The sequence below is a fragment of the Corynebacterium marambiense genome, from assembly GCF_016342275.1.
GTDB lineage: Bacteria > Actinomycetota > Actinomycetes > Mycobacteriales > Mycobacteriaceae > Corynebacterium > Corynebacterium marambiense.
On the sequence record NZ_JAEIOT010000008.1, the window covers coordinates 80,148 to 101,562 of the forward strand.

The following is a 21,415-nucleotide window of genomic DNA, read 5'->3' on the forward strand; positions in this document are numbered from 1 at the left end:
TACCATCCGGGCGGTATAGGTACGATGCGGGTCCGACTTTGCCCGAACGGTCGGGATTGCCCGACGGCCGGATTGTGGTGAACAGCTCCTGTGGTTTCTCCGCGACTGTGGCGCCTCCGTTCAACACATGGGGCGCACGGAGGCGGGCTGTGGATAGGAACTTCCGGGAGAGGGCGTCTTATCTGCTATATGGCAGGAATTGGTGGAGAGGTTCACCATGGATGAAGACAGGGAACCAATCAGGTTCCAACAAAGTGCGCACACAAGGAGCACAGCAGAACATGGCACAGAGTTTCGCCGAACAGATCGTCGCCAGCCTTGAGCGGCAGGGAGTGACCCGGATCTTCGGTCTCGTCGGGGATAGTCTCAACCCGATCGTCGATGCGGTCCGCCGCAGCAGCATCGAGTGGATCCACGTCCGCAATGAGGAGGTGGGGGCCTTCGCCGCCGGTGCGCACTCCCTCGTCACCGGTGAACTCGCCGTGTGCGCAGGTTCCTGCGGGCCGGGAAACACCCACCTCATCCAGGGGCTCTACGATTCGCACCGCAACGGGGCGAAGGTGCTGGCCATCGCCAGCCACATCCCGTCCCTGCAGATCGGTTCCGACTTCTTCCAGGAGACCCACCCGACGCAGATCTTCGGGGAGTGCTCCGGCTACTGCGAGCTGATCAACTCCCCGTCCCAGGGCGCCCGGGTGCTGCACAACGCGATCCAGTCCACGATGGCCGGCAATGGGGTCAGCGTCATCGTCGTCCCCGGGGACGTCACCACCGAGGACGCGGTGCCCACCCCGGAGCTGAACAGCGTCATCTCCACGCACCGCCCGATCGTCTTCCCCCACCCCGAACAGGCCGCGAAGCTGGTTCAGGCGATCAATGATGCGAAGACCGTCACCCTGTTCTGCGGTGCCGGGTGTGCCGATGCCCGGGAGCAGGTGTTCGCTCTCGCGGAGAAAATCAAGGCTCCGGTCGGCCACGCGCTGGGCGGCAAGATGTTCATCCAGCACGACAACCCCTACGAGGTCGGCATGTCCGGACTCCTCGGCTACGGGGCCTGCTTCGACGCCTGCGACCGGGCGGACCTGCTGATCCTGCTCGGCACGGACTTCCCCTACAACGACTTCCTGCCCAGCGGGAATGTCGCGCAGGTCGACATCAACGGCGCCCACATCGGTCGGCGCACCGAGGTGAAGATCCCCGTCGTCGGCGACGTGAAGGCCACCATCGAGAACATCCTCCCCTCCATCGAGGAGAAGACCGACCGCTCCTTCCTGGACAAGATGCTCAAGGAACACGCGAAGAAGATCGAGCACGTCGTCGAGGCGTACACCAGCAACATCGAGCACCACACCCCGATCCACCCCGAGTACGCCGCCGACATCATCGACGACCTCGCCGCAGACGACGCGATCTTCACCGTCGACACCGGCATGTGCAACGTGTGGGCCGCCCGCTACATCAACAACCCCACCGGTAGGCGCACGATGCTCGGCTCCTTCCGGCACGGCACGATGGCCAACGCCCTCCCACACGCCATCGGAGCTCAGGCCGCGGCCCCCGACCGGCAGGTGATCTCCCTGTCCGGTGACGGTGGCCTGGCGATGCTCATGGGGGAGCTGCTCACCGTGAAGCTGCACCAGCTCCCCGTCAAGACGATCGTGTTCAACAACTCCTCCCTTGGGATGGTGAAGCTGGAAATGCTCGTCGAGGGCATCCCCGAATTCGCCACGGACCACGAGGAAGTCAATTTCGCGGCGATCGCCGAGGCCTGCGGTATCCGCTCGGTGCGGATCACCGATCCGGGGAAACTGCGCACGGAACTCGGTGCCGCCCTGGCCCTCGACGAGCCGGTGCTCATCGACATCGTCACCGACCCGAACGCGCTGTCCATCCCGCCGGACATCACCCTGGAACAGGTCATGGGCTTCTCTAAGGCGGCCGCCCGCACGGTCCTCGACGGTGGCGTGGGCCGGATGTACAACCTCGCGATGAGCAACCTCCGGAATATCCCGCGCCCCTGATCGGCGGCCGATCTTGACCTTCACACCACGGCAACCCTGAGAGTGGTGTCCGTGACCGACTACACGATTGGACGGGCCGCGGAGGAACTGGGCGTGACCGCCCGGACCCTGCGGCACTGGGACGAGATCGGGCTGCTCAGCCCGGGCTGGCGCACGACGACCGGCGACTACCGCCTGTACACCGACGCCGACCTGGACCGCGGCCTCGACATCCTCATCTACCGGCGGGCCGGTGTCCCGCTCAGGGACATCGCCGATCTGCTGACGGAACCCGGGAGCAGGCGGGACCGGCTGCTCACCCAGCGGGAGCTCCTCGTCCAACGGATAGGTCACCTGCACCGGATGGTCCGGGCAGTGGATTCGATCCTGGAAGGGGATACCGTGACAATGCAGGACAAGAAGGCGATATTCGGCGAGGATTTTCCGCACCACCAGGCCGAAGCGGAGGAGCGCTGGGGCGACACCGAGGACTGGGCGCACGCCCGGGACGCGATGACGGCGATGGCTGCCGACGATTTCCGCAGGGTGAAGGCGGAGACAGGTGCCTTCGCCGGGGCACTCGTCGCCGCCCGCGACCGAGGAGTGGCACCGGGTAGCGTCGAAGCGGATGCGCTCGTAGAACGTCACGCGATGCTGGTGGCGACGTTCTACCCGTGCTCCCGGGCGAAGCAGATCATTCTCGCCCGGATGTATGCGGCGGATGATCGCTATGCCGGCTACACCGGGGACGCGGCCGACTATCTGGTCGAGCTCGTCGAGGCGAAGGCTCGTGCCGAGGGCGTCGACCCGGAAACCGTCACCTGGGGGTGAGGAGAGCGCAGATCCCGGGGACCGTGTGACATCGGTGGGCTGCGGCGACCGGAGCGGAATTCACAGGTTCCTCACAGCTCGTGCACGGTGATTCCACACCGCCTGCGTGTGTAGTGGATAGGAAGGCACGCCACGCGCCGGAGAAGCAGGTGGAGGAGAAGGAGCGGTGAGAAGTTTGGAATCCATGCGGGATATCCCCGTCACGGTCCTCGTCGTCGACGACGAGCCGAGCATTGTGGAGCTGCTGGCGGTGAGCCTGAAGTTCCAGGGATTCACCGTGCTCACCGCAGGCTCCGGCCAGGAGGCGCTGCGGGTCGCCCGGGCGAACACACCGGACGCCTTCATCCTGGACGTCATGATGCCCGGAATGGACGGCTTCGAGCTTCTGGGCAAACTACGTGCAGAGGGCTTCGACGGCCCGGTTCTGTACCTGACCGCGAAGGACGCCGTCGAACATCGGATCCACGGCCTGACGATCGGGGCAGACGACTACGTCACCAAACCGTTCTCCCTGGAGGAGGTGATCACGCGGCTGCGCGTGATCCTGCGGCGGGGACGACTCCTTGACGACAGGGATTCGGATGCGACCCTCCGGTACGCGGACCTCACCCTCAACGATGACACCCACGAGGTGACGAAGGCGGGGCGGGTCGTCGATCTGTCCCCGACGGAATTCAACCTTCTGCGCTACCTGATGCTCAACGCGGAGGTGGTCCTCAGCAAGGCCAAGATCCTCGACAACGTGTGGCACTACGACTTCGGTGGTGACGGGAACGTCGTCGAATCCTACATCTCGTACCTGCGGCGGAAAATCGATACTGAAGCACCGCGCCTCATCCACACCATCCGCGGCGTCGGATACGTTCTGCGCACCCCACGCTCATGATCCGGGATGCCGCCACCGGCTGGAACGTGCGGTTACCACTGCGGACCAGCCTCATCCTGATCGTGCTCCTCATGACGGCGACGGGCTTGGGGCTGTCCGCTATCGTCGTGAGCGGGGTGATGCGTGACTACACTTACGCGCAGATCGACGACCAGTTGGAGGAAGCGCTCCGCACTTGGGCCGACAGTGACATCCCACGCTTAGAAGCAGATGGTCCTCGTTTGCCGAGCTCCTTCTATCTGGAGAAAATCTACCCGGACGGGACGACGCTGACTTTCAATGCAAGCTCCGCAGTCCCGGATATCGCCGGAGTGGTGCCCGGTGAGTACCCCGTCACGGTGGAGTCCGTTCCCGGCTCCGGAGAAGACGTCGGTTGGCGGGTGATGGCGGCGGCGAGCGGCGGAGTGACCACTGTCGTCGGTTACTCACTGGTGGTCGAGAAGGCGATGCTTCGTTCGTTGCTGTTCTTCCAGTTCATCGTCGGACTTCTCGTGCTCGCCACAGTCGGGGGTATTGCCCGGTGGATCGTCCGGAGGGCGCTGCATCCGCTCCGCGAGGTTGAGAAGACGGCGGTGGCCATCGCCGGTGGTGATCTGAACCGCAGGGTTCCTGAATGGCCTGTAACGACTGAGGTGGGGCAGCTCGCGGAGTCCCTCAACATCATGCTCACGCGCCTGCAACGGTCGGTCGACTCCGCCCGAACGAAAGAGGAACAGATGCGGCGCTTCGTCGGTGACGCGTCACATGAACTCAGAACGCCACTCACCGGTGTCCGGGGGTTTGCGGAGCTCTACCGTTCGGGTGCCACCCGGGACGTTGACATGGTGCTGGGGAGGATCGAACAGGAGGCGGGCCGGATGAGTGTCCTGGTCGAAGACCTCCTGGCGCTCACCCGGGCGGAGGAAGCACCGATGGATCCCCGTCCCGTCGACATGCGTTCGGTGTGTCTCGATGTCGTGACCACGATGCGTGCGGCACATCCGAACCGGGAGATCCGGGTGGTGGATACCGCACCGGAGGCGGCGGTTGTCGCCGGGGATCCGCAACGTCTGCACCGTGTCATCGGAAATCTGGTGGGCAACGCGCTGCTTCACGCGGGTGTCGACGCTACGGTCACCCTCGGTCTCGGAGTAGATGGGAAGACGCTGGTGGTGACGGTCGCGGATGACGGCTGTGGAATGACGGAGGAGGATACCCGGCACATTTTCAACCGTTTCTACCGGGCGGACGCCTCCAGGTCCCGGGCCTCCGGGGGATCCGGGCTGGGGCTGGCCATCGTGAAATCTCTGGTGGAATCGCATGACGGTGTTGTCGGTGTGCGGAGCGCGCCGGGCGAAGGATCCGTATTCACCGTGAGGCTCCCACTGCACCATGCAGAATGAGAGAATCCTGTCTTATTCGCAATGGCACAGCAGGGTGGGGTTGGGCGGGGTATCCGGGGTATCGCCCGGCGGGGCCGTGAGCGTGGCGACGACGCCACCGGGATGACCGGTTAACGCTTCTCCACCCGGGGAGACGTCTCGTGTCCGGTGGCCGAGAGATCCTGTTCCGCGTCTTCCGGTGCGGGAATCTCGTGCGGTTCGTCCGCTCCGTCCGACAGTGCTTGTGCGACTTCCTCTGCATGCTTCGTCAGGAGGGCGTGCGAGGTGCCCTCCACCCACCGGACCTCGCCGATCCGCGAGGAACTGGGGTCGACCACACGATCGTTGTCGGAGATGATCGAGATGACCCGGACGCCCTCCGGAATAGGGGCGTCGATCTTCGCGTCACACATGAGCTGGACGAGCGACGGTCCGGTGACCGCCGTGACGAGCGCCCGGACCAGTGGATTCCATGCAACCGGTTGCCCCCGGAAACAGGCCCCGAGCCCCACCAGTGTCCGCACCCGGCCCGCGAACCCGGGGAGATGCGCGAGCCGCAGCCCCATGAGACCTCCGAGTGAATGGCCGACGATGTCGAACCGCTGTCCCGGCTCCAGCTCGCGCTCCAGGGCCGTCACGATGTCGAGGAGGCACAGTTCGAGTCGGTCCGTGCCCCGGTGCCCGAACTCCACACCGATGACCCGGCGCCCCTCATCCTTCAGTCGTGCAGCGATGAGTGCGAAATTGCCCGGTGAACTCACTGTTCCGTGGAGCAGGACCACCGGGATGTCCCCGGCCACCGGGGGAAGCGGATCGGGGAGGATGCCCCGACGGGGGATGAGCAGGGCGAGATTCACGGTGTCCCCTTCAACTGGAGATGGTGGGTCGCAGGGATTCGAGGATCTCCGCGACGAGGGTTCGCACAATTCTGCTCCGCGGCATTTCCGTGTGCAACACGACCGCCCGCGGGTGGAGATCCTGCAACCAGATGTTCCGTACGTCGGGACCATTGAGGAAGCACGAGTCGGCGGGGACGACCGTGGAATCAGTTCGGGTGGCGATGCAGGTGTAGCTGACCCCGGGATCTGTGTCGCCGTCGGCGTTGAGTGCCGTGAGCAGAGCAGAGCCCGTGAACTGCTGCCGACCGGCGGGGCCGAACACCGTCGTCGTTGCACGGTTGGTCAACTCGGCCTGCAGTTCGGTGTGCACGAAGGGTTTGAGCAGGCCCGCCTCCTGGATGCCGTGGTTCGGGCTCGCGAGGCACACGAGGTGCCGGACGTGGCGTGCACCGTCCAGCATCCGCATCCACCACCGGGCGAGAACCCCACCCTGGGAATGGCCGACGATGACCACCTGGTCCACGCCGGTCGCGTGCAGAACCTGCTCGATGTAGGCGCCGACCTGCTCCGCCGAATCCTCGATGCGGTTCGTCGCCCGGTTGCCGTAGTCCGGGACGAACACCGCCCACCCCAGTTCACGGAGCTGTGCCGTCAGATCCTCGAAGTCGCCGCTGGTGACAGTGGTGCCGTGGATGAGGATGACCGGCCAGGGCCGTTCCGAGGTGGGGCGGGCCCGCCAGTCGTCCTCGACCCAGCCCCGGACCCGCAGTCGGGCGCCGACCGGAACGGATACGTCCAGTTCCGGGATCAGTCGCGGCAGTCGGGCGGAGAGATCCCTCAAGCGGGACGGCCGGTCTCATCGGTGCCCAGTGCGGCGCGCAGCTTGGCGGCAGCCTCGTCCATCTTCTCCGGGTCGGTCTGGTCGGCCGGGATCACGCGCTTGAAATCGTAGTCGGCCATGCTCGACGTGGGGAACACGTGGATGTGGGCGTGCGGGACTTCGAATCCGGCGATGATGTAGCCGGCCCGGGGGACGTCGAAGCACTCGGGGATCGCCGCGCCCACCATCTGTGCGACCTCATTCAGATGGCCCCAGCTCCGCTGGTCCAGATCGGTCCACCGGTCGACTTCCTCGACCGGAACCACCAGCACGTGACCGTAGGAGAGGGGCTCGATGGTGAGGAAGGCGACCGCCCTGTCGTCCCGCCAGATGAATCGTCCGGGGATCTCGCCGTTGATGATCTTCGTGAATACGCTGCTCATACCAATCCAGGGTAGCGGCCCCGCGCCGCCCGCGCCGCTCCTGGATTGCGCAGTTCCGCGCTCCGGCGGAAACCGGCGGCGGTAGGGTGAGAGACATGCGAATCCTCGTCATCGGATCCGGCGCCCGCGAGCATGCACTGCTGCGTGGCCTGGCACAGGACCCCATCGGACCAGAACTTCACGTCGCCCCGGGCAACACCGGAATGGAACCCCTGGCGACCCGACACACCGAACTCGACGGTACCCCGTTGAAGGTCGACGATCCGGCGCAGGTCACCGACCTCGCACGCCGGATCGATGCCGACCTCGTGGTCATCGGGCCGGAGATTCCACTCGTCGCGGGCGTCGCCGACGCGTTGCGGGAAGCCGGGATCGACGTGTTCGGTCCCGGTCGGGAAGCAGCCCGGATCGAGGGTTCCAAGGCCTTCGCCAAAGACGTGATGGCCGCCGCGGGTGTCGCCACCGCACACGCCGAGGCGCTGGACCCCGGTGTCTCCGACGACGAGATCAACGCAGCCATCGACCGTTTCGGACCCGTCTGGGTGGTCAAGGACGACGGACTCGCGGGCGGCAAGGGCGTCGTCGTGACGCCTGACCGCGACGAGGCTCTCGCGCATGTCCGTGCCGTGCACGCGGCCGGAAACCCGGTGCTCCTCGAAAGTTTCCTCGACGGCCCCGAAGTATCCCTGTTCTGCCTCGTCGACGGGAGCACCGTCGTCCCGCTTCTGCCCGCACAGGACCACAAGCGGGTGCGTGACAACGACGAAGGGCCGAACACCGGCGGCATGGGTGCCTACGCGCCACTGCCGTGGCTGCCCGACGGTGCCGTGGAACAGATCGTCCGGGACGTCGTGAAGCCCGTCGCGGAGGAGATGGCGCGCCGGGGTTGCCCCTACTCGGGATTGCTGTACGCGGGACTCGCGTGGGGGGCGGACGGCCCCGCGGTCGTCGAGTTCAACTGCAGGTTCGGAGACCCGGAGACCCAGGCGGTCCTCGCGCTGCTCGAGACCCCGCTCGCCGGACTCCTGCGGTCGGTCGCGAACGGTACGCTCGCCGCACAGCCGCCGCTCCGCTGGCGGGACGGCTACGCCCTGACTGTTGTTCTCGCGGCTGAGGGTTACCCAGCATCCCCCCGTTCCGGGGATGTGATCACCGGGGCCGACGTCGCCGGTGTGCTGCACGCCGGAACGGCGCGAAATGCGGACGGCGACCTTGTATCCGCAGGTGGGCGGGTATTGTCCATCGTCGGAACTGGCCCGAATCTCGCCGCAGCGAGGGAAGAAGCATACGGAATTCTCCGGGGTATCACGATGGAGGGCGGACACTACCGGTCGGACATTGCGGGCCCCGCTGTCGAAGGTCGCATCCGGATCTGACACGCTTCGGGCCACGGAGGTCTAGAGTTCTACGGCGTGAGCAGAACTCCCTTGGGGCGGGGTACGGTTTCCCCGCGTCGTCCCCTCAGCCCGGCCAGGCTCGTGGCTGGCGCCTTCGCTGTCCTGATAACCGCTGGAACCCTTCTTCTCCTGCTGCCCGCCGCACGGGCTGGAGATGGCGGAGCGGATGTCGTGACGGCTCTGTTCACCGCGACATCTTCGGTGTGTCTGACGGGACTGATCGTCGTCGACACCGCCACCTACTGGTCCCACTTCGGGCAGGCGGTCATCGTCGTCCTGATCCAGCTCGGTGGACTCGGAATCATGACCTTGGCGACGTTCACCTCCTGGGTCGTCGCCGGGCGCATCGGAGTGAAGTCGCGGCTCAACGCAGCCGCGGAGGGCCGGGGTATCCACCTCGGTGACGTCCGTACCCTCCTCGTGGCCACCGTCAGCTTCACCGTCGTCGCCGAGTTCATCGTCGCAGTCCTCCTGACCCTCCGCTTCCGGTCCTACGGTTTCGACTGGGCGGCGAGTGTCTGGGAGGGTTGCTTTCATGCGGTCTCCGCGTTCAACAACGCGGGTTTCGGGCTGCGCAGCGACAACCTCGTTCCCTACGCACGGGACAGCGGGATCGTGCTGCCCATCGCCGGCGCGATCATCATCGGCGGTCTCGGGTATCCGGTGCTGCTGGAGATGGCGCTGCGGGTGCGGCGCCGTTCCCAGGGCATCAGCAGGCTCCCCCAGATGTCGCTGACCACGCGGTTCACGCTGACTGGTACCACGATCCTCGTCATGGCCGGATGGGTCGGCTATGCGGCGCTGGAATGGCGCGGGGTCTTCGACGAGTTTAGCCTCGGGGACAAGCTCCTCAACTCGTTCTTCCAGTCGGTGACCACCAGGACCGCGGGCTTCAACACCGTCGATCTCGGGGAGTTTCACCCTTCGAGCCTTCTGCTCACCGATGTGCTGATGTTCATCGGTGGCGGCTCCGGTGGTACCGCAGGTGGTGTGAAGGTGACCACCGTCGCGGTTTTGGTCGCCGTCGTTGTCGCCGAGATCCGCGGCGCGGAGCACGTCTCGGCCTACAGCCGCCGGATCCCGCAGCGCACGATCCGGCAGGCGCTCACCGTCATCGTCCTCGCAGGGGTGTCGGTGGCCGGATCCATCGGGAGCATGCTCATACTCGCCCCCGAGATCGAGACGAACCGTATCGTCTTCGAGGTGGTCAGTGCCTTCGCCACCGTCGGCCTGTCCACCGGTATCACCGCGGACCTGCCCGCGGCGGGTCAACTACTTCTCGTCCCCCTCATGTATGCGGGCCGGATCGGCCCGATCACCCTCGTCGCTGCGCTCGCCACCCGGAACCGCAACGGCATCCTCTACTCGCACCCAGTCGAAAGGCCCCACATTGGTTAGCTTCCTGCAACGGCGTTCGCTGCCCCCCGTCGTCATCCTCGGGCTCGGGCGTTTCGGTATGGCCCTGGGGGAGGAGCTCGTCGCCTCCGGCGTCGAGGTCCTTGGGGTCGACGACCGGGAGGATGTGGTCTCTGCCGCGGCCGGCATACTCACCCACGCGACCATAGCGAACACCACCAACATCGAGGCCCTGCGTCAGCTGTCAGTGCACGAGTGCCAGCGTGTCGTCGTCGGAATCGGCTCCGACATGGCGGCGTCTCTGCTCACGGTCTCCGCCGTCATCGAGCTTGGTGTGCCGAACGTGTGGGCCAAGGCTGACAGTGACGCGCACGCGAAGATCCTCACCCAGATCGGCGTACACCACGTCATCCGGCCCGAACGTGACACCGGGCGCCGGATCGCCCACCTCATGACGGGCAACGTCGAGGAGTACGCCGAATTCGATCGGGATTTCGCCGTCGTTAAGCTCGCCCCACCGTTGTCGATGCTCGGTAAACCGGTGAACGCCGTACCCCGGGGAATCCACATCGTCGCAGTCCGGCATCCCGGAGCGGGATTCGTCGTGGCCGGGGCCGATGAAACGATCAGGTCCGGAGACCTCGTGATCGCCGCTGGTGACCCCCACCGGATCGAGGCGTTCGTCGCGGCGGGCTGATCCACCCGAACCGGTTATTCCGCGGAACTGATGATCCCGGCGTGCGATAATGGCCGCGTGCCCGCAAAGAAGAAGATCGCCAACGTCCTGTCCACCCGCTACGCGTCCACCGAGCTGACCAACCTGTGGAGTCCGGAAGCCAAGATCATCATGGAGCGCCAGCTCTGGATCGCGGTCATGAAGGCCCAGAAGGACCTCGGGGTGGACATCCCAGCCGATGCCATCGCCGCGTACGAGAAGGTGATCGACCGGGTCGATCTGGAGTCGATCGCCGATCGTGAGCGCGTCACCCGACACGACGTGAAGGCCCGCATCGAGGAGTTCAACGCCCTCGCCGGACACGAGCAGATCCACAAGGGCATGACCAGCAGGGATCTGACCGAGAACGTGGAACAACTCCAGATCCACCGCTCCCTCGAGCTCGTTCGTGACAAGGCCGTTGCGGTGATCGCGCGCATCGGTGAACGCGCCGCGGAATACCAGTCGGTCGTCATGGCCGGGCGCTCCCACAACGTCGCGGCCCAAGCCACCACACTCGGCAAGCGGTTCGCCTCCGCCGCGGACGAGATGCTCGTCGCCGTCGAACGCACCGAGGGCCTGCTCGCCCGCTACCCGCTGCGTGGCATCAAGGGCCCGATGGGTACCGCTCAGGACATGCTCGATCTCATGGGGGGCAACGAGACCAAGCTCGCTTCCCTGGAGACCCGGATCGCCGATCACCTCGGCTTTTCCCGTGTCTTCGACTCGGTCGGTCAGGTCTACCCGCGTTCCCTCGACTTTGATGCGGTCTCCGCGCTCGTCCAGCTGGGTGCAGGCCCCTCGTCCCTGGCGCACACCATTCGGCTGATGGCGGGCAATGAGACCGTCACCGAGGGCTTTAAGGAGGGCCAGGTCGGTTCCTCCGCCATGCCACACAAGATGAACGCCCGTTCCTGCGAGCGCGTCGGCGGACTGCAGATCATCCTCCGTGGTTATCTCACGATGCTCGCGGACCTCTCCGGTCAGCAGTGGAACGAGGGGGACGTGTTCTGCTCCGTCGTCCGCCGGGTCGCGCTGCCCGACGCTTTCTTCGCGCTCGATGGACAGTTCGAGACCTTCCTCACCGTCCTCGATGAGTTCGGGGCGTTCCCCGCGATGATCGACCGGGAGCTGGAGCGCTACCTCCCATTCCTCGCCACCACCCGCATCCTCATGGCCGCTGTCCGTGCGGGGCTCGGTCGGGAGACCGCCCACGAGGTGATCAAGGACAACGCCGTGGCCTGCGCCCTCAACATGCGGGAAAACGGCGGGGACCAGGATCTGGTTGACCGGCTGGCCGCAGATGATCGGCTTCCCCTTGACCGGGCGCAGCTTGTCGAGGCACTAGCTGACCGGCACGCGTTCATCGGTGCCGCGGAGAGCCAGGTATCCAGGGTCCTCACCCGGATCCAGGACCTAGTCAACCGGTATCCCGTGGCGGCTGCCTACCGCCCCGGTGAGATCCTCTGACAGCTGTTGGCACGCCGTTCCACAGCTGACTGACAGGATCCCGCAAGCACGTTCGTGGCTCGACACGATAGATTCGTCCGCATGACCGAACTACCCGCCATCCCGATCACGGGGTCCACCGCTGCCGCGGTGACCATTTTCATCCTCGCGGCAGCCGCTGTCCTCGCGGCCGTGGGAGCCCGCAGACCAGGACTCAGGCGCCGGACCCTGTGGGCGGCCGTCACGGGCCTCGCGCTCGCGGTCCTCTCCTGGCTGATCATCGAACACGTCTGGAGGCCGTTCCCGGACTCGCTGCCGTTCCGGATCTATCTCGCCGGGGCGGTGGCGTTCTTCGTCATCGCCGCCCTAGTGCTGCAGAAGGGCAGGCGGCTGATCCTGGTCATCCCGGCGGTGCTCGGGGTGGTGGCGACCGCGGCGGTGGTTAACCAGATCTACCAGAGCTACCCCACACTCCGGTCCCTCGATCCGACTCCCGTCGCGGTAGAGATGACCTACGCGGACTTCCGGGACCGGACGGAGACACCGAAGATCAAGGGCCACGATGCCGCGGCCCTGGTCACACTCCCGCTGGACGCCACCGAATCGAAGTTCACGCACCGGGACGCGATCGCCTGGATCCCGCCGGCGTACTTCTCCGATCCGGACCTCAAGCTCCCCGTCATCGTGCTCCTCGCCGGGAACCCTGGTGCTCCGGATCAGTGGTTTAATGCAGGCGGCGCCAGTGATACCCTCGCGGACTATCAGGCCCGACACGGCGGAGTCACCCCGATCGTGATCAGCGTGGATGGTACCGGGAGCTTCGGCGCGAACCCGCTGTGCATCAACGGTGAGCGCGGACAGGTCCAGACCTGGCTCGCCGTCGACGTTCCCGCGGGGATCCGGGAGAAACTCCGGGTCGACCCCGACCAATCCCGGTGGACGATCGGTGGACTGAGCTACGGCGGAACGTGCTCGCTGCAGGTTCTGGTCAACCATCCGAACTCCTACGGCACCTTCCTCAACTACTCGGGGCAAGCTGAACTCGGCACCGGCAACCACAAGGAAACCGTGGACGAGTACTTCGGCGGCAGCGAACTCTCCTTCATCCGGGCGAACCCCGCGGATCAGCTGGCCGAGGCCATCAGGGAGGGCTCCACCGCCTACACCGGGATCGCCGGGAGATTCGTCGCCGGTGAGGACGATCACGAGGCGATCGGGGACCTGAAGACAATGCAGAAGGTGACGAGCGATGCGGGTATGCAAACCGAGTTCTTCACGGTCCACGGAAGCCACGACTACAAGACATGGCGCAACGCGTTCCGGGAGACCCTCGACTTCGCGGCTCAGCGGGGAGGTCTGAGCTGATGGCCGGCGGGAAACAGGAAGCACAACGGCGGAACACGCCGCGCACCGTGGGGCGTAGTGCCGTGCGCACTGCGTCGACCGGTATCCACTGGGCGGGAAACCTCCTCATCAGTGCGCCGATCACCCTCGTCGCGCTCATCATCAACTGGCTGTTGTTCATCATCTGGCGGGGCGACGGGGACGCGTTGGAGGAGGCGTTTGGCGCGGCCGCCCCGAGCCTTCATCCCTGGGCGGTCCTCACCGCGGGGCTGACCGGACCGACGCTGTCGACGGTGCTCCTCGGATCCCTGACACTGGTGTCCCTGGGGCTGTTGGCGGAGCGTCGCCTCGGGAGCTACAGGTACGCCATCGCAGCGGTCGTCATTCAGGCGTTCGCGGTGATCGTCGGGCTTACCGCGGCACAGATGGTCGTCATCACCGACAGTCACTGGGGTGAGATCCTCGACGGTCAGCACACTCTCACGCCGGTGTCCTGGGTGTTCGGAACCGCAGCGTTCGCCTCGGCCTCGATGAAGGCGCTCTGGAGGCGTCGGGTCAGGGCCGTCGTCCTCGCGTTCTCCCTCACCCTGTTCCTCTATTCGGGAATCGTCGCCGACTTCGTGCGCCTCGCGGCTGTGATCATCGGCCTGCTCATCGGGCAGTGGCTGGTGGAGCGCTCCCTCCGTCCGGGGTCTATCTCTTTCCGGGAGAGCCGCACCCTGCTCGCGATCGCGATGCTCGCCGTGGCGGTCGGTCCGTTCGTCGCCGGGCTCAACCCAGACTCCGCTGGCCCCTTGTCCGGGGTGGCGGTCCTGACCTTCGACCCGGGGGTCAGCCCGCGGCATGCCCTCGAGATCTGCGGTGCACAGCCGGCCTCGATGGCCTGCGCCGAGGCGACGAATGAACTGCGGGAGTCGGGGCTCGGCCCGTTCCTGCTCAACCAGCTTCCGGTCATTCTCATGGCCGTCATTGCTCTCGGGATCGCGAGGGGACGCCGACTGGCATTCGGTGTCGCCGTGCTCACTCTGTCCGCGACCGTCGTAGTCTTGACCCTCGAGATGCTGACGCTTCTCGAGGAGTTCGGCGGAAGACTGTACGCCTGGTCGAATCTCGCCGGTGTCGTCCTGCCATGGATCGTGATCCTTGCGCTACTCATCCGGTACCGTCGGCTCTTCCGTGTGCGCGTGCACCGCGGCGCGGTACACGCCCTGGCTCGGAGGACCCTGCTACTGCTCCTCGGAACCGGGATGGCCTGGATCCTGGGTGCATTAGCGCTCCGGAACGACTTCCTTCCGCGAGCGGATCTCCCGTCGGTCCTGCGGTCCTGGTTGCTGCACTACATCCCGCCGGTGCTCGGCGACAACATCGACCATGAGCTGGTGCCCGTGGGTGAGCTGAGTTGGGTGCTGTCCGTCTGGATCGGCGTCGTCTTCTGGGCGGGTGTGGCACTCTGTCTGTTCATCGCGATCACCTCCACCGGGGACCCGGAAGACACCCGGAACCGGAAACGAGCGGCGGAGCTACTGGATGCGGGCACCGGCGACCATCTCTCCGCGATGACGCTCTGGCCCGGCAACCGGTACTTCGTCACTGACGACGGCTACGTGGCTTACCGGGTGCATGCTGATGTCGCCGTCACAGTCGGGGAACCGGTCGTGGCGGGTGCCTCGGATCCGCAGGATCTCGCCCGTCGGTTCGAGGACTTTGCCGCGACCCGTGGGCGCAGGGTCGCCTGGTACTCGGTCCGCGCCGGGTTCGCGGAAGCCCGTGCTTCCGCGGACTTCCGGTCGGTGCAGGTGGCCTCGGAAGCTGTCTGTGACACCACCGCCGTGGAGTTCCGCGGCAAGAAGTTTCAGGATGTCCGCACCGCGAGGAACCGCGCCGGGAAAGAGGGGATCCGGGCGGAATGGACCTCGTGGAATGAACTCGGCCCCGGGATGCGGGACCAGATCATCGAGCTGAGTGAGGAATGGGTCGCGGACAAGGCGCTGCCTGAGATGGGCTTCACCCTGGGCGGCATCAACGAGATCGTGGCACCGGATGTCGCCTTGATGCTCGCTCTCGACGACGACGACCGGGTGCACGGGGTGACGAGTTGGTTGCCGGTCCGCCGCGACGGGCGGGTCGTCGGGAGGATGCTGGACTTCATGCGCCGCGACACCGAAGGATTTCGGCCGGTCGTCGAGTTCCTCATCGCAGAGACCATGCTGCAGGCCCAGGCTGACGGGCTCGAGTGGATCTCACTCTCGGGGGCGCCCCTCGCCCATACGGGGGGAGTGGACACCGGCGGCGTTACTGCCGTGCTGGATCGTGTTGGCGCGTTCCTGGAGCCCCTCTACGGGTTCAAGTCGCTGGCTGCATTCAAGTCGAAGTTCCATCCCCGCCACGAGTCCTGGTACCTCTGCTATCGGGATGAACTGGCGCTGCCGTCGATTGCTGTGGCGGTCGGGCGGTGCTATGTGCCACAGATGGAGATCAGTCAGGCCGTTCACGTGGCGCGGGTATGGGCGCAGGGCTAGACTGTGTCGACATGCGCCCCGAACTCTCCCAGTACAACCATCTCTCAGCCGGAAAGGTCCGCGAGATCTACGAGATCGACGAGGATAACCTGCTGATGGTCGTGTCTGACCGTATCTCCGCATACGACTACGTCCTCGACACAGAGATTCCCGACAAGGGCCGCATCCTGACGGCGATGACGGTCTGGTTCTTCGACGCCATCGACTTCCCGAATCACCTCGCGGGTCCCATCGACGATGAGCGGATCCCGGAGGAGGTCCTTGGGCGGGCCCTCGTGTGCAAGAAGCTGGAGATGATCCCCTTCGAATGCGTGGCCCGTGGTTACCTCACCGGCTCGGCGCTGACCGAGTACCAGGAAACCGGTGCTGTCTGCGGAATCGAGCTTCCCGAGGGGCTGCGGGAGTCCTCGCGTCTCCCGCACCCGATCTTCACCCCGGCCACCAAGGCCGAGTTCGGTGATCACGACGAGAACGTCACCTTCGAGGAGGTTGCCGAGCGTCTCGGTGAAGCCCGCGCGACGGAGCTGCGTGACGCGACCCTGGCCATCTACACTCGGGCCGCGGAGCTCGCTCTCGAGCATGACTTGATTCTCGCGGATACCAAGCTCGAGTTCGGTGTCGACGAGAACGGCCATCTTGTCCTCGCGGACGAGGTCCTCACCCCGGATTCCTCCCGGTACTGGCCTGCGGATGTCTACGAGGAGGGGAAGGTCCAACCGAGTTTCGATAAACAGTTCGTGCGCAACTGGCTCACCGGGCCGAAGTCCGGCTGGGACAAGTCCTCGAATACGCAGCCTCCGCCGCTTCCCGGTGGGGTCGTCGAGGCGACCCGTGAGCGTTACATTGAGGCGTATGAGCGGGTGTCCGGTCAGAAGTTCGGTAACTGGATCGGCTGCTGCGTCTGACTTGTTGTCCGTTTTCCCAACCACCCCGACGTCGAGGTCGGGGTGCACGCCAGCGGTCAGCAGCATGTGAATCACGTGTGACGGCTGAGCTCCCGGAACCGACCGCCAGCTACCGGTGCCACCGCACTCGCCGCGATTCCCCTGGTCCCCGAAGTTCGGTACTGAGGAAGCGCAGACGAGGACGCCCGCCCCCCGATCGCACGGGGCGGGCGTCGTCGTCTTTGTCGTCGGAGCCGGTGGGTGAGGCTACCTCAGCCGACGGGTACGGGCAGCGGGCTGTTGAGATCGAACACGGCCACACCCAGCGTCATCACGATGATGGTGATGAGGAACAGCGCGATGACATTGAGCCAGATTCCGGCCTTCAGCATGTTGTTCATGGTGACGTATCCGGAACCGTAGGCGATGGCGTTCGGTGGTGTCGCCACCGGGAGCATGAACGCGGAGGTGGCAGCCAGGGCAACCGGAATGGCCAGGTACATCTGGTTCATGCCGAGGCCGATGGCGACTCCGCCGACGACGGGGAGGAAGGTCGCGGCCGTCGCGGTGTTGGAGGTGAACTCGGTGAGGACGAGAACGACCGCACCGAGGACGAGGACGAGGAGAACGATGGGCAGGTTCTCCAGGGCACCGACGCGTTCACCGATCCACAGGGACAGGTCCGTGGCGGAGAACTGGGTGGACAGGGCGAGTCCGCCACCGAACAGCAGGAGAACACCCCAGGGAAGTTCGAGGGCGGTGTGCCAGTCGAGCAGCGGAGTGCCCTTCTTCAGGTCCGCCGGAATGATGAACAGAATGATGCCGACGATCATCGCGATGACGGCGGAGCTGAAGTTTGACGCGAAGGTCGTGCCCTTGAAGACGAGGGGAACGGCGATCCAGGCGACGGCCGCGAAGACGAAGACGATGCCGACGAGACGTTCACCGGAGGACATCGGGCCCATCGCCTTGAGTTCTTTCTGCATCACCTCGCGTCCACCCGGAATGTGGTCGATCTCCGGTTTGAACACAACCTTGACGAGCAGGAGCCAGCAGGCGAGAAGCAGGACCACCGCGAGGGGCACACCGACGAGCATCCATTCGCCGAAGCTGATGGGGCGACCCTGTTCGGACATGTAGCCGGCGAGCAGTGTGTTCGGTGGGGTACCGATGATCGTGCCGAGGGAACCGATGGACGCGGCATAGGCGATGCCGAGCATGAGTGCGATACCGAAGTTCGTCTTCGGTGGCTCTGCGGGGCCACCTTCGGAATCGTCGAGGGCGTCGGGGTCCTCACCGAGTTCCCGCTTCTTGTCGGCGTCCAGGCTGTCGTTGATCAGGGTCAGGACAGAAACACCGATCGGGAGCATCATCACGGCTGTCGCCGTGTTGGAGACCCACATCGACAGGAACCCCGTGGCGAGCATGAAACCGAGGATGATCGTCGATGAGGAGGTGCCCATCGCACGGACGATGTGCAGCGAGATCCTACGGTGCAAGTTCCACCGCTGCATGGCGAGCGCGAGCATGAAGCCACCCATGAACAGGAAGATGACGTCCTGGGTGTAGGCGCCGGAGAAGTCCTTGATCTTGGCGACGTTGAAAGCCGGGAAGAGGACGAGGGGCAGGAGCGCGGTGATGGGGATCGGGATGGCTTCAGTCATCCACCAGATGCCCATGAGGGTCGCGATCGCCGCGGTTGCCCGCATCTCGTGGGTGGTGGTGTCATTCGGCATGATCCAGTAGATCAGGATCGCGAGGAGCACGCCGCCGACGAGTCCGGCCCGCTGCCGGATCAGTTCGTTGCGTTCGACGGCTTCCGCCTGCTGTCCCGGAGATTCGTGGGGTGCACCGGGGCCGATGTCGTGGTGCTCGAACGGGTCGACGTCACCGTGGGACTTCGCTGAGAGGTAGGGGTGGGACACGATGGATTCGTGTTCACCGATGTTGTCGATCGGTTTGGACATGGTGCCTCTTTCAACTGTGTATGTCACAGGGGGTACCTGCGAGGGGGTGGTTTGATCGTCCGTGGTTGGCGGGACTCCGGGGATGTTCACCCGGATCATGCTTTTCACCGCTGACCCGCAGGCACTCCGTCTGCGTTCGGTACGAGACGGTACTCGACTTAAATGTAGCGGGCGGACGTGTTCATTCGTTAACAATCGTTGTGGCACTATGTTTCAGCTCTCCCGTGAGCGACGAAAACAGTGGTCAGTTCCGTCCTGACCCAGAAAATAGGGGGTGGTTTGAGGGGGTGGATTCACCAGTACGGTCAATAGCCCGAACTGACGGATACGGCGGGAAATGCCCCTCCTCCTCCGGGCTGTTCCGCGGGGCCTGTTCCGGGAACGCGGGGCCAGCGGTGCGCGAGTAGCATCAACGAAATGGACAATGCAGAATCCGGAGCAACACGCCCGAAAACCGTACGACCGCCGCTCGCCGCCCGGCATCCTGTCGTCCGCGAGTATCACGGACACCGGCTCGTCGATGACTACGAGTGGCTGCGGGACAAGGAATCATCGGAGACCCTCGACCATCTGCGTGCGGAGAACGCCTACACCGATGCGATGACTGCCGACCTGGATGTCCTGCGGAAGAACGTCTTCACTGAGATCAAGTCCCGGGTGAAGGAGACGGACATGTCCGTTCCCACCCGTGCCGGTGAGTGGTGGTACTTCGGGCGGACCGTCGAGGGGTCGAGCTACGGTATCTCCTGCCGGGTGCCCGCGGACCCTGGGGCCGACGCTTGGGTGCCGCCGGTCATCCCCGAGGACGGGACGCTCAAGGGGGAGACGGTCATCCTCGACTGCAACGAACTTGCCGAGGGGCACGAGTTCTTCGCCCTCGGGGCGTCGAGTGTGACCCGCTCGGGCCGCTACCTTGCCTACTCGGTGGACACCGCAGGTGACGAACGCTTCACCCTCCGGATCAAGGACCTGCAGACGGGGAAACTCCTCGACGACCGGCTGGAGGGCATCTCCTACGGCGCGACCTGGGTAGGGGAGGACTACATCTTCTACCAGCGCGTCGACGACGCCTGGCGGCCGGACTCCGTTTGGCGTCACCGGGTCGGCACCCCGACGGAGGAGGACGTGCGCGTGTTCCACGAGCCAGACGAGCGGTTCTGGACCGGCGTCGGAACTTCCCGCAGTCAGAAGTTCGTGCTCATCAGTACCGGTTCCAAGACCACGAGCGAGACCTGGGTGCTGGATATGGACGACCCGACGGGGGAGTTTCGGTGTCTGCTCCCGCGCGAAAACGGCATCGAGTATGACGTCGACCATGCCGTCATCGGAGGTGAGGATCGTTGGCTGATTACCCACAACGCCGACGGCCCGAACTTCGCCGTCGGGGAGTGCGCCGTCGGTGGGCTCATCGACCTGCGCTCCCTCCGGCAGCTGGTTCCGCACCGCGACGACGTCCGCATCGAGGGCGTCGATACCTACCGTGACTTCATCGTCCTGGCCTACCGCGCCGGCGCCATCGGCCGCGTCGCGGTCATGCGGCTCGACGGAACCGACGGGTACGGCACCTTCGAGGAGATCCGCTTCGACGAGGAACTGAGCAGCGTCGGCGCCGGTGGACAACCCGAGTGGGACGCCCCCGTCATCCGGCTCAGCTACACCTCCTTCGTCACCCCGGCCCAGCTGTACAACTACACCGTCGCCACCGGTGAACGGGTGCTACTGAAGGAACAGGAGGTCCGCGGCGGCTACGACCCGCGGGACTACACGGCGACCCGCCTGTGGGTCACCGCACGCGACGGCGCCCGGATCCCCGTGTCCCTCCTGCACCGCACCGATCTCGACCTGACCCGCCCGAACCCCACCCTGCTCTACGGGTACGGATCCTATGAATCCTCCATGGACCCCGGCTTCTCGGTGTCGTGGCTGTCGATGCTCGACCGCGGCATGATCACCGCCTTCGCCCACATCCGCGGCGGCGGGGAGATGGGCCGCCTCTGGTACGACAACGGCAAGACGATGTCGAAGAAGAACACCTTCACCGACTTCATCGACGTCGCGGACGACCTCCTGGATCGACGCGTGACCACCCGCGATCAGCTCGTCGCCCTCGGTGGATCTGCGGGCGGCCTGCTCATGGGCGCGGTCGCGAACATGGGCGGCGACCGGTTCCGGGCGATCGAGGCCGTTGTGCCGTTCGTCGACCCCCTGACCAGCATGCTGATGCCGGAACTGCCACTCACCGTCACCGAGTGGGAGGAGTGGGGCGACCCGCTGCACGATAAGGCCGCGTACGAATACATGGCCTCCTACGCCCCCTACGAGAACATCGAGGCCAAGCCCTATCCGAACATCCTCGCCGTGACCTCGCTGAACGACACCCGAGTGCTCTACGTCGAACCGGCGAAGTGGATAGCGAAACTCCGCGTCACCGCGACGTCGGGTGATTTCCTGCTCCGCACTGAGATGTCCGCTGGGCACGGTGGGGTCTCCGGCCGCTACGAGCGCTGGCGGCAGACCGCGTTCGAGTATGCCTGGCTGATCAACCAGGCGACGGGCCGCACCGAGTAGCCCGGAGGGACGGGTACCGGCATCCGGTCGTGCCCG

The 21,415-nt window shown here is 65.4% G+C and carries 16 protein-coding genes; 12 read left to right on the forward strand and 4 right to left on the reverse strand.

The window, feature by feature from the left end; translation table 11 throughout:
• Window positions 1-281: 281 nt before the first annotated feature.
• The 4 genes from JDV76_RS08930 (at window position 282) to JDV76_RS08945 (ending at window position 5,099) form a co-directional block, all read left to right on the forward strand.
• Window positions 282-2,021 carry a pyruvate dehydrogenase gene (locus JDV76_RS08930; protein ID WP_198736551.1) on the forward strand — a complete coding sequence of 580 codons (1,740 nt, stop codon included), beginning with the start codon at window positions 282-284 and terminating at the stop codon, window positions 2,019-2,021.
• A 51-nt stretch (window positions 2,022-2,072) separates the two neighbouring features.
• Window positions 2,073-2,831 (forward strand): TipAS antibiotic-recognition domain-containing protein, encoded by a 759-nt coding sequence (locus JDV76_RS08935; RefSeq protein WP_198736552.1) that lies wholly within the window; start codon window positions 2,073-2,075, stop codon window positions 2,829-2,831.
• Window positions 2,832-3,015: 184 nt separating this feature from the next.
• Window positions 3,016-3,717 carry a response regulator transcription factor gene (locus JDV76_RS08940; protein WP_198736609.1) on the forward strand — a complete coding sequence of 234 codons (702 nt, stop codon included), beginning with the start codon at window positions 3,016-3,018 and terminating at the stop codon, window positions 3,715-3,717.
• Window positions 3,714-5,099 (forward strand): sensor histidine kinase, encoded by a 1,386-nt coding sequence (locus tag JDV76_RS08945; protein WP_198736553.1) that lies wholly within the window; start codon window positions 3,714-3,716, stop codon window positions 5,097-5,099. The genes JDV76_RS08940 and JDV76_RS08945 overlap by 4 nt, the downstream gene beginning before the upstream one ends.
• Before the next feature lie 110 nt (window positions 5,100-5,209).
• On the opposite strand, the gene JDV76_RS08950 is transcribed toward JDV76_RS08945, so the two are convergent.
• From JDV76_RS08950 to JDV76_RS08960, 3 genes are read right to left on the reverse strand one after another with little or no spacing between them, the layout of a single operon-like run.
• Window positions 5,210-5,935: an alpha/beta fold hydrolase gene (locus JDV76_RS08950; RefSeq protein ID WP_198736554.1), complete on the reverse strand. Its 726-nt coding sequence runs from the start codon at window positions 5,933-5,935 to the stop codon at window positions 5,210-5,212.
• 10 nt (window positions 5,936-5,945) lie between these two features.
• A complete protein-coding gene (locus JDV76_RS08955; RefSeq protein ID WP_232959195.1) occupies window positions 5,946-6,758 on the reverse strand; it encodes an esterase/lipase family protein in 813 nt (270 codons plus the stop codon).
• Window positions 6,755-7,180, reverse strand: coding sequence for an HIT family protein (locus JDV76_RS08960; RefSeq protein ID WP_198736555.1), 426 nt, complete (start codon window positions 7,178-7,180; stop codon window positions 6,755-6,757). Before JDV76_RS08960 ends, JDV76_RS08955 begins: the two co-directional genes overlap by 4 nt.
• Window positions 7,181-7,275: 95 nt before the next feature.
• On the opposite strand from JDV76_RS08960, the gene purD reads away from it, so the two are divergent.
• The 7 genes from purD (at window position 7,276) to JDV76_RS08995 (ending at window position 16,865) form a co-directional block, all read left to right on the forward strand.
• Window positions 7,276-8,556 (forward strand): phosphoribosylamine--glycine ligase, encoded by a 1,281-nt coding sequence (gene purD, locus JDV76_RS08965; RefSeq protein WP_198736556.1) that lies wholly within the window; start codon window positions 7,276-7,278, stop codon window positions 8,554-8,556.
• A 36-nt stretch (window positions 8,557-8,592) separates the two neighbouring features.
• Window positions 8,593-9,975, forward strand: a complete 1,383-nt coding sequence (locus tag JDV76_RS08970) for a TrkH family potassium uptake protein (protein ID WP_248141067.1) — start codon at window positions 8,593-8,595, stop codon at window positions 9,973-9,975.
• Window positions 9,968-10,630: a potassium channel family protein gene (locus JDV76_RS08975; protein WP_198736557.1), complete on the forward strand. Its 663-nt coding sequence runs from the start codon at window positions 9,968-9,970 to the stop codon at window positions 10,628-10,630. The genes JDV76_RS08970 and JDV76_RS08975 overlap by 8 nt, the downstream gene beginning before the upstream one ends.
• A gap of 30 nt (window positions 10,631-10,660) precedes the next feature.
• The gene (purB, locus tag JDV76_RS08980; protein WP_198736558.1) at window positions 10,661-12,118 is read left to right on the forward strand and encodes an adenylosuccinate lyase; all 1,458 of its coding nucleotides are present in this window, start codon (window positions 10,661-10,663) and stop codon (window positions 12,116-12,118) included.
• An 81-nt stretch (window positions 12,119-12,199) separates the two neighbouring features.
• Complete coding sequence (locus JDV76_RS08985) at window positions 12,200-13,462, forward strand: alpha/beta hydrolase (protein WP_198736559.1); 1,263 nt, start codon at window positions 12,200-12,202, stop codon at window positions 13,460-13,462.
• On the forward strand, window positions 13,462-15,960 hold the full coding sequence (locus JDV76_RS08990; protein WP_198736560.1) for a bifunctional lysylphosphatidylglycerol flippase/synthetase MprF: 2,499 nt from the start codon (window positions 13,462-13,464) through the stop codon (window positions 15,958-15,960). The genes JDV76_RS08985 and JDV76_RS08990 overlap by 1 nt, the downstream gene beginning before the upstream one ends.
• A gap of 11 nt (window positions 15,961-15,971) precedes the next feature.
• Window positions 15,972-16,865: a phosphoribosylaminoimidazolesuccinocarboxamide synthase gene (locus JDV76_RS08995; RefSeq protein WP_198736561.1), complete on the forward strand. Its 894-nt coding sequence runs from the start codon at window positions 15,972-15,974 to the stop codon at window positions 16,863-16,865.
• Between the two features lie 251 nt (window positions 16,866-17,116).
• Here the strand turns inward: JDV76_RS08995 and JDV76_RS09000 are convergent, their stop codons facing one another.
• The gene (locus JDV76_RS09000) at window positions 17,117-18,811 is read right to left on the reverse strand and encodes an SLC13 family permease (protein WP_198736562.1); all 1,695 of its coding nucleotides are present in this window, start codon (window positions 18,809-18,811) and stop codon (window positions 17,117-17,119) included.
• Window positions 18,812-19,228: 417 nt separating this feature from the next.
• Between JDV76_RS09000 and JDV76_RS09005 the strand changes: the two genes are divergently transcribed.
• On the forward strand, window positions 19,229-21,379 hold the full coding sequence (locus JDV76_RS09005) for a S9 family peptidase (protein WP_198736563.1): 2,151 nt from the start codon (window positions 19,229-19,231) through the stop codon (window positions 21,377-21,379).
• Window positions 21,380-21,415 lie beyond the last annotated feature (36 nt).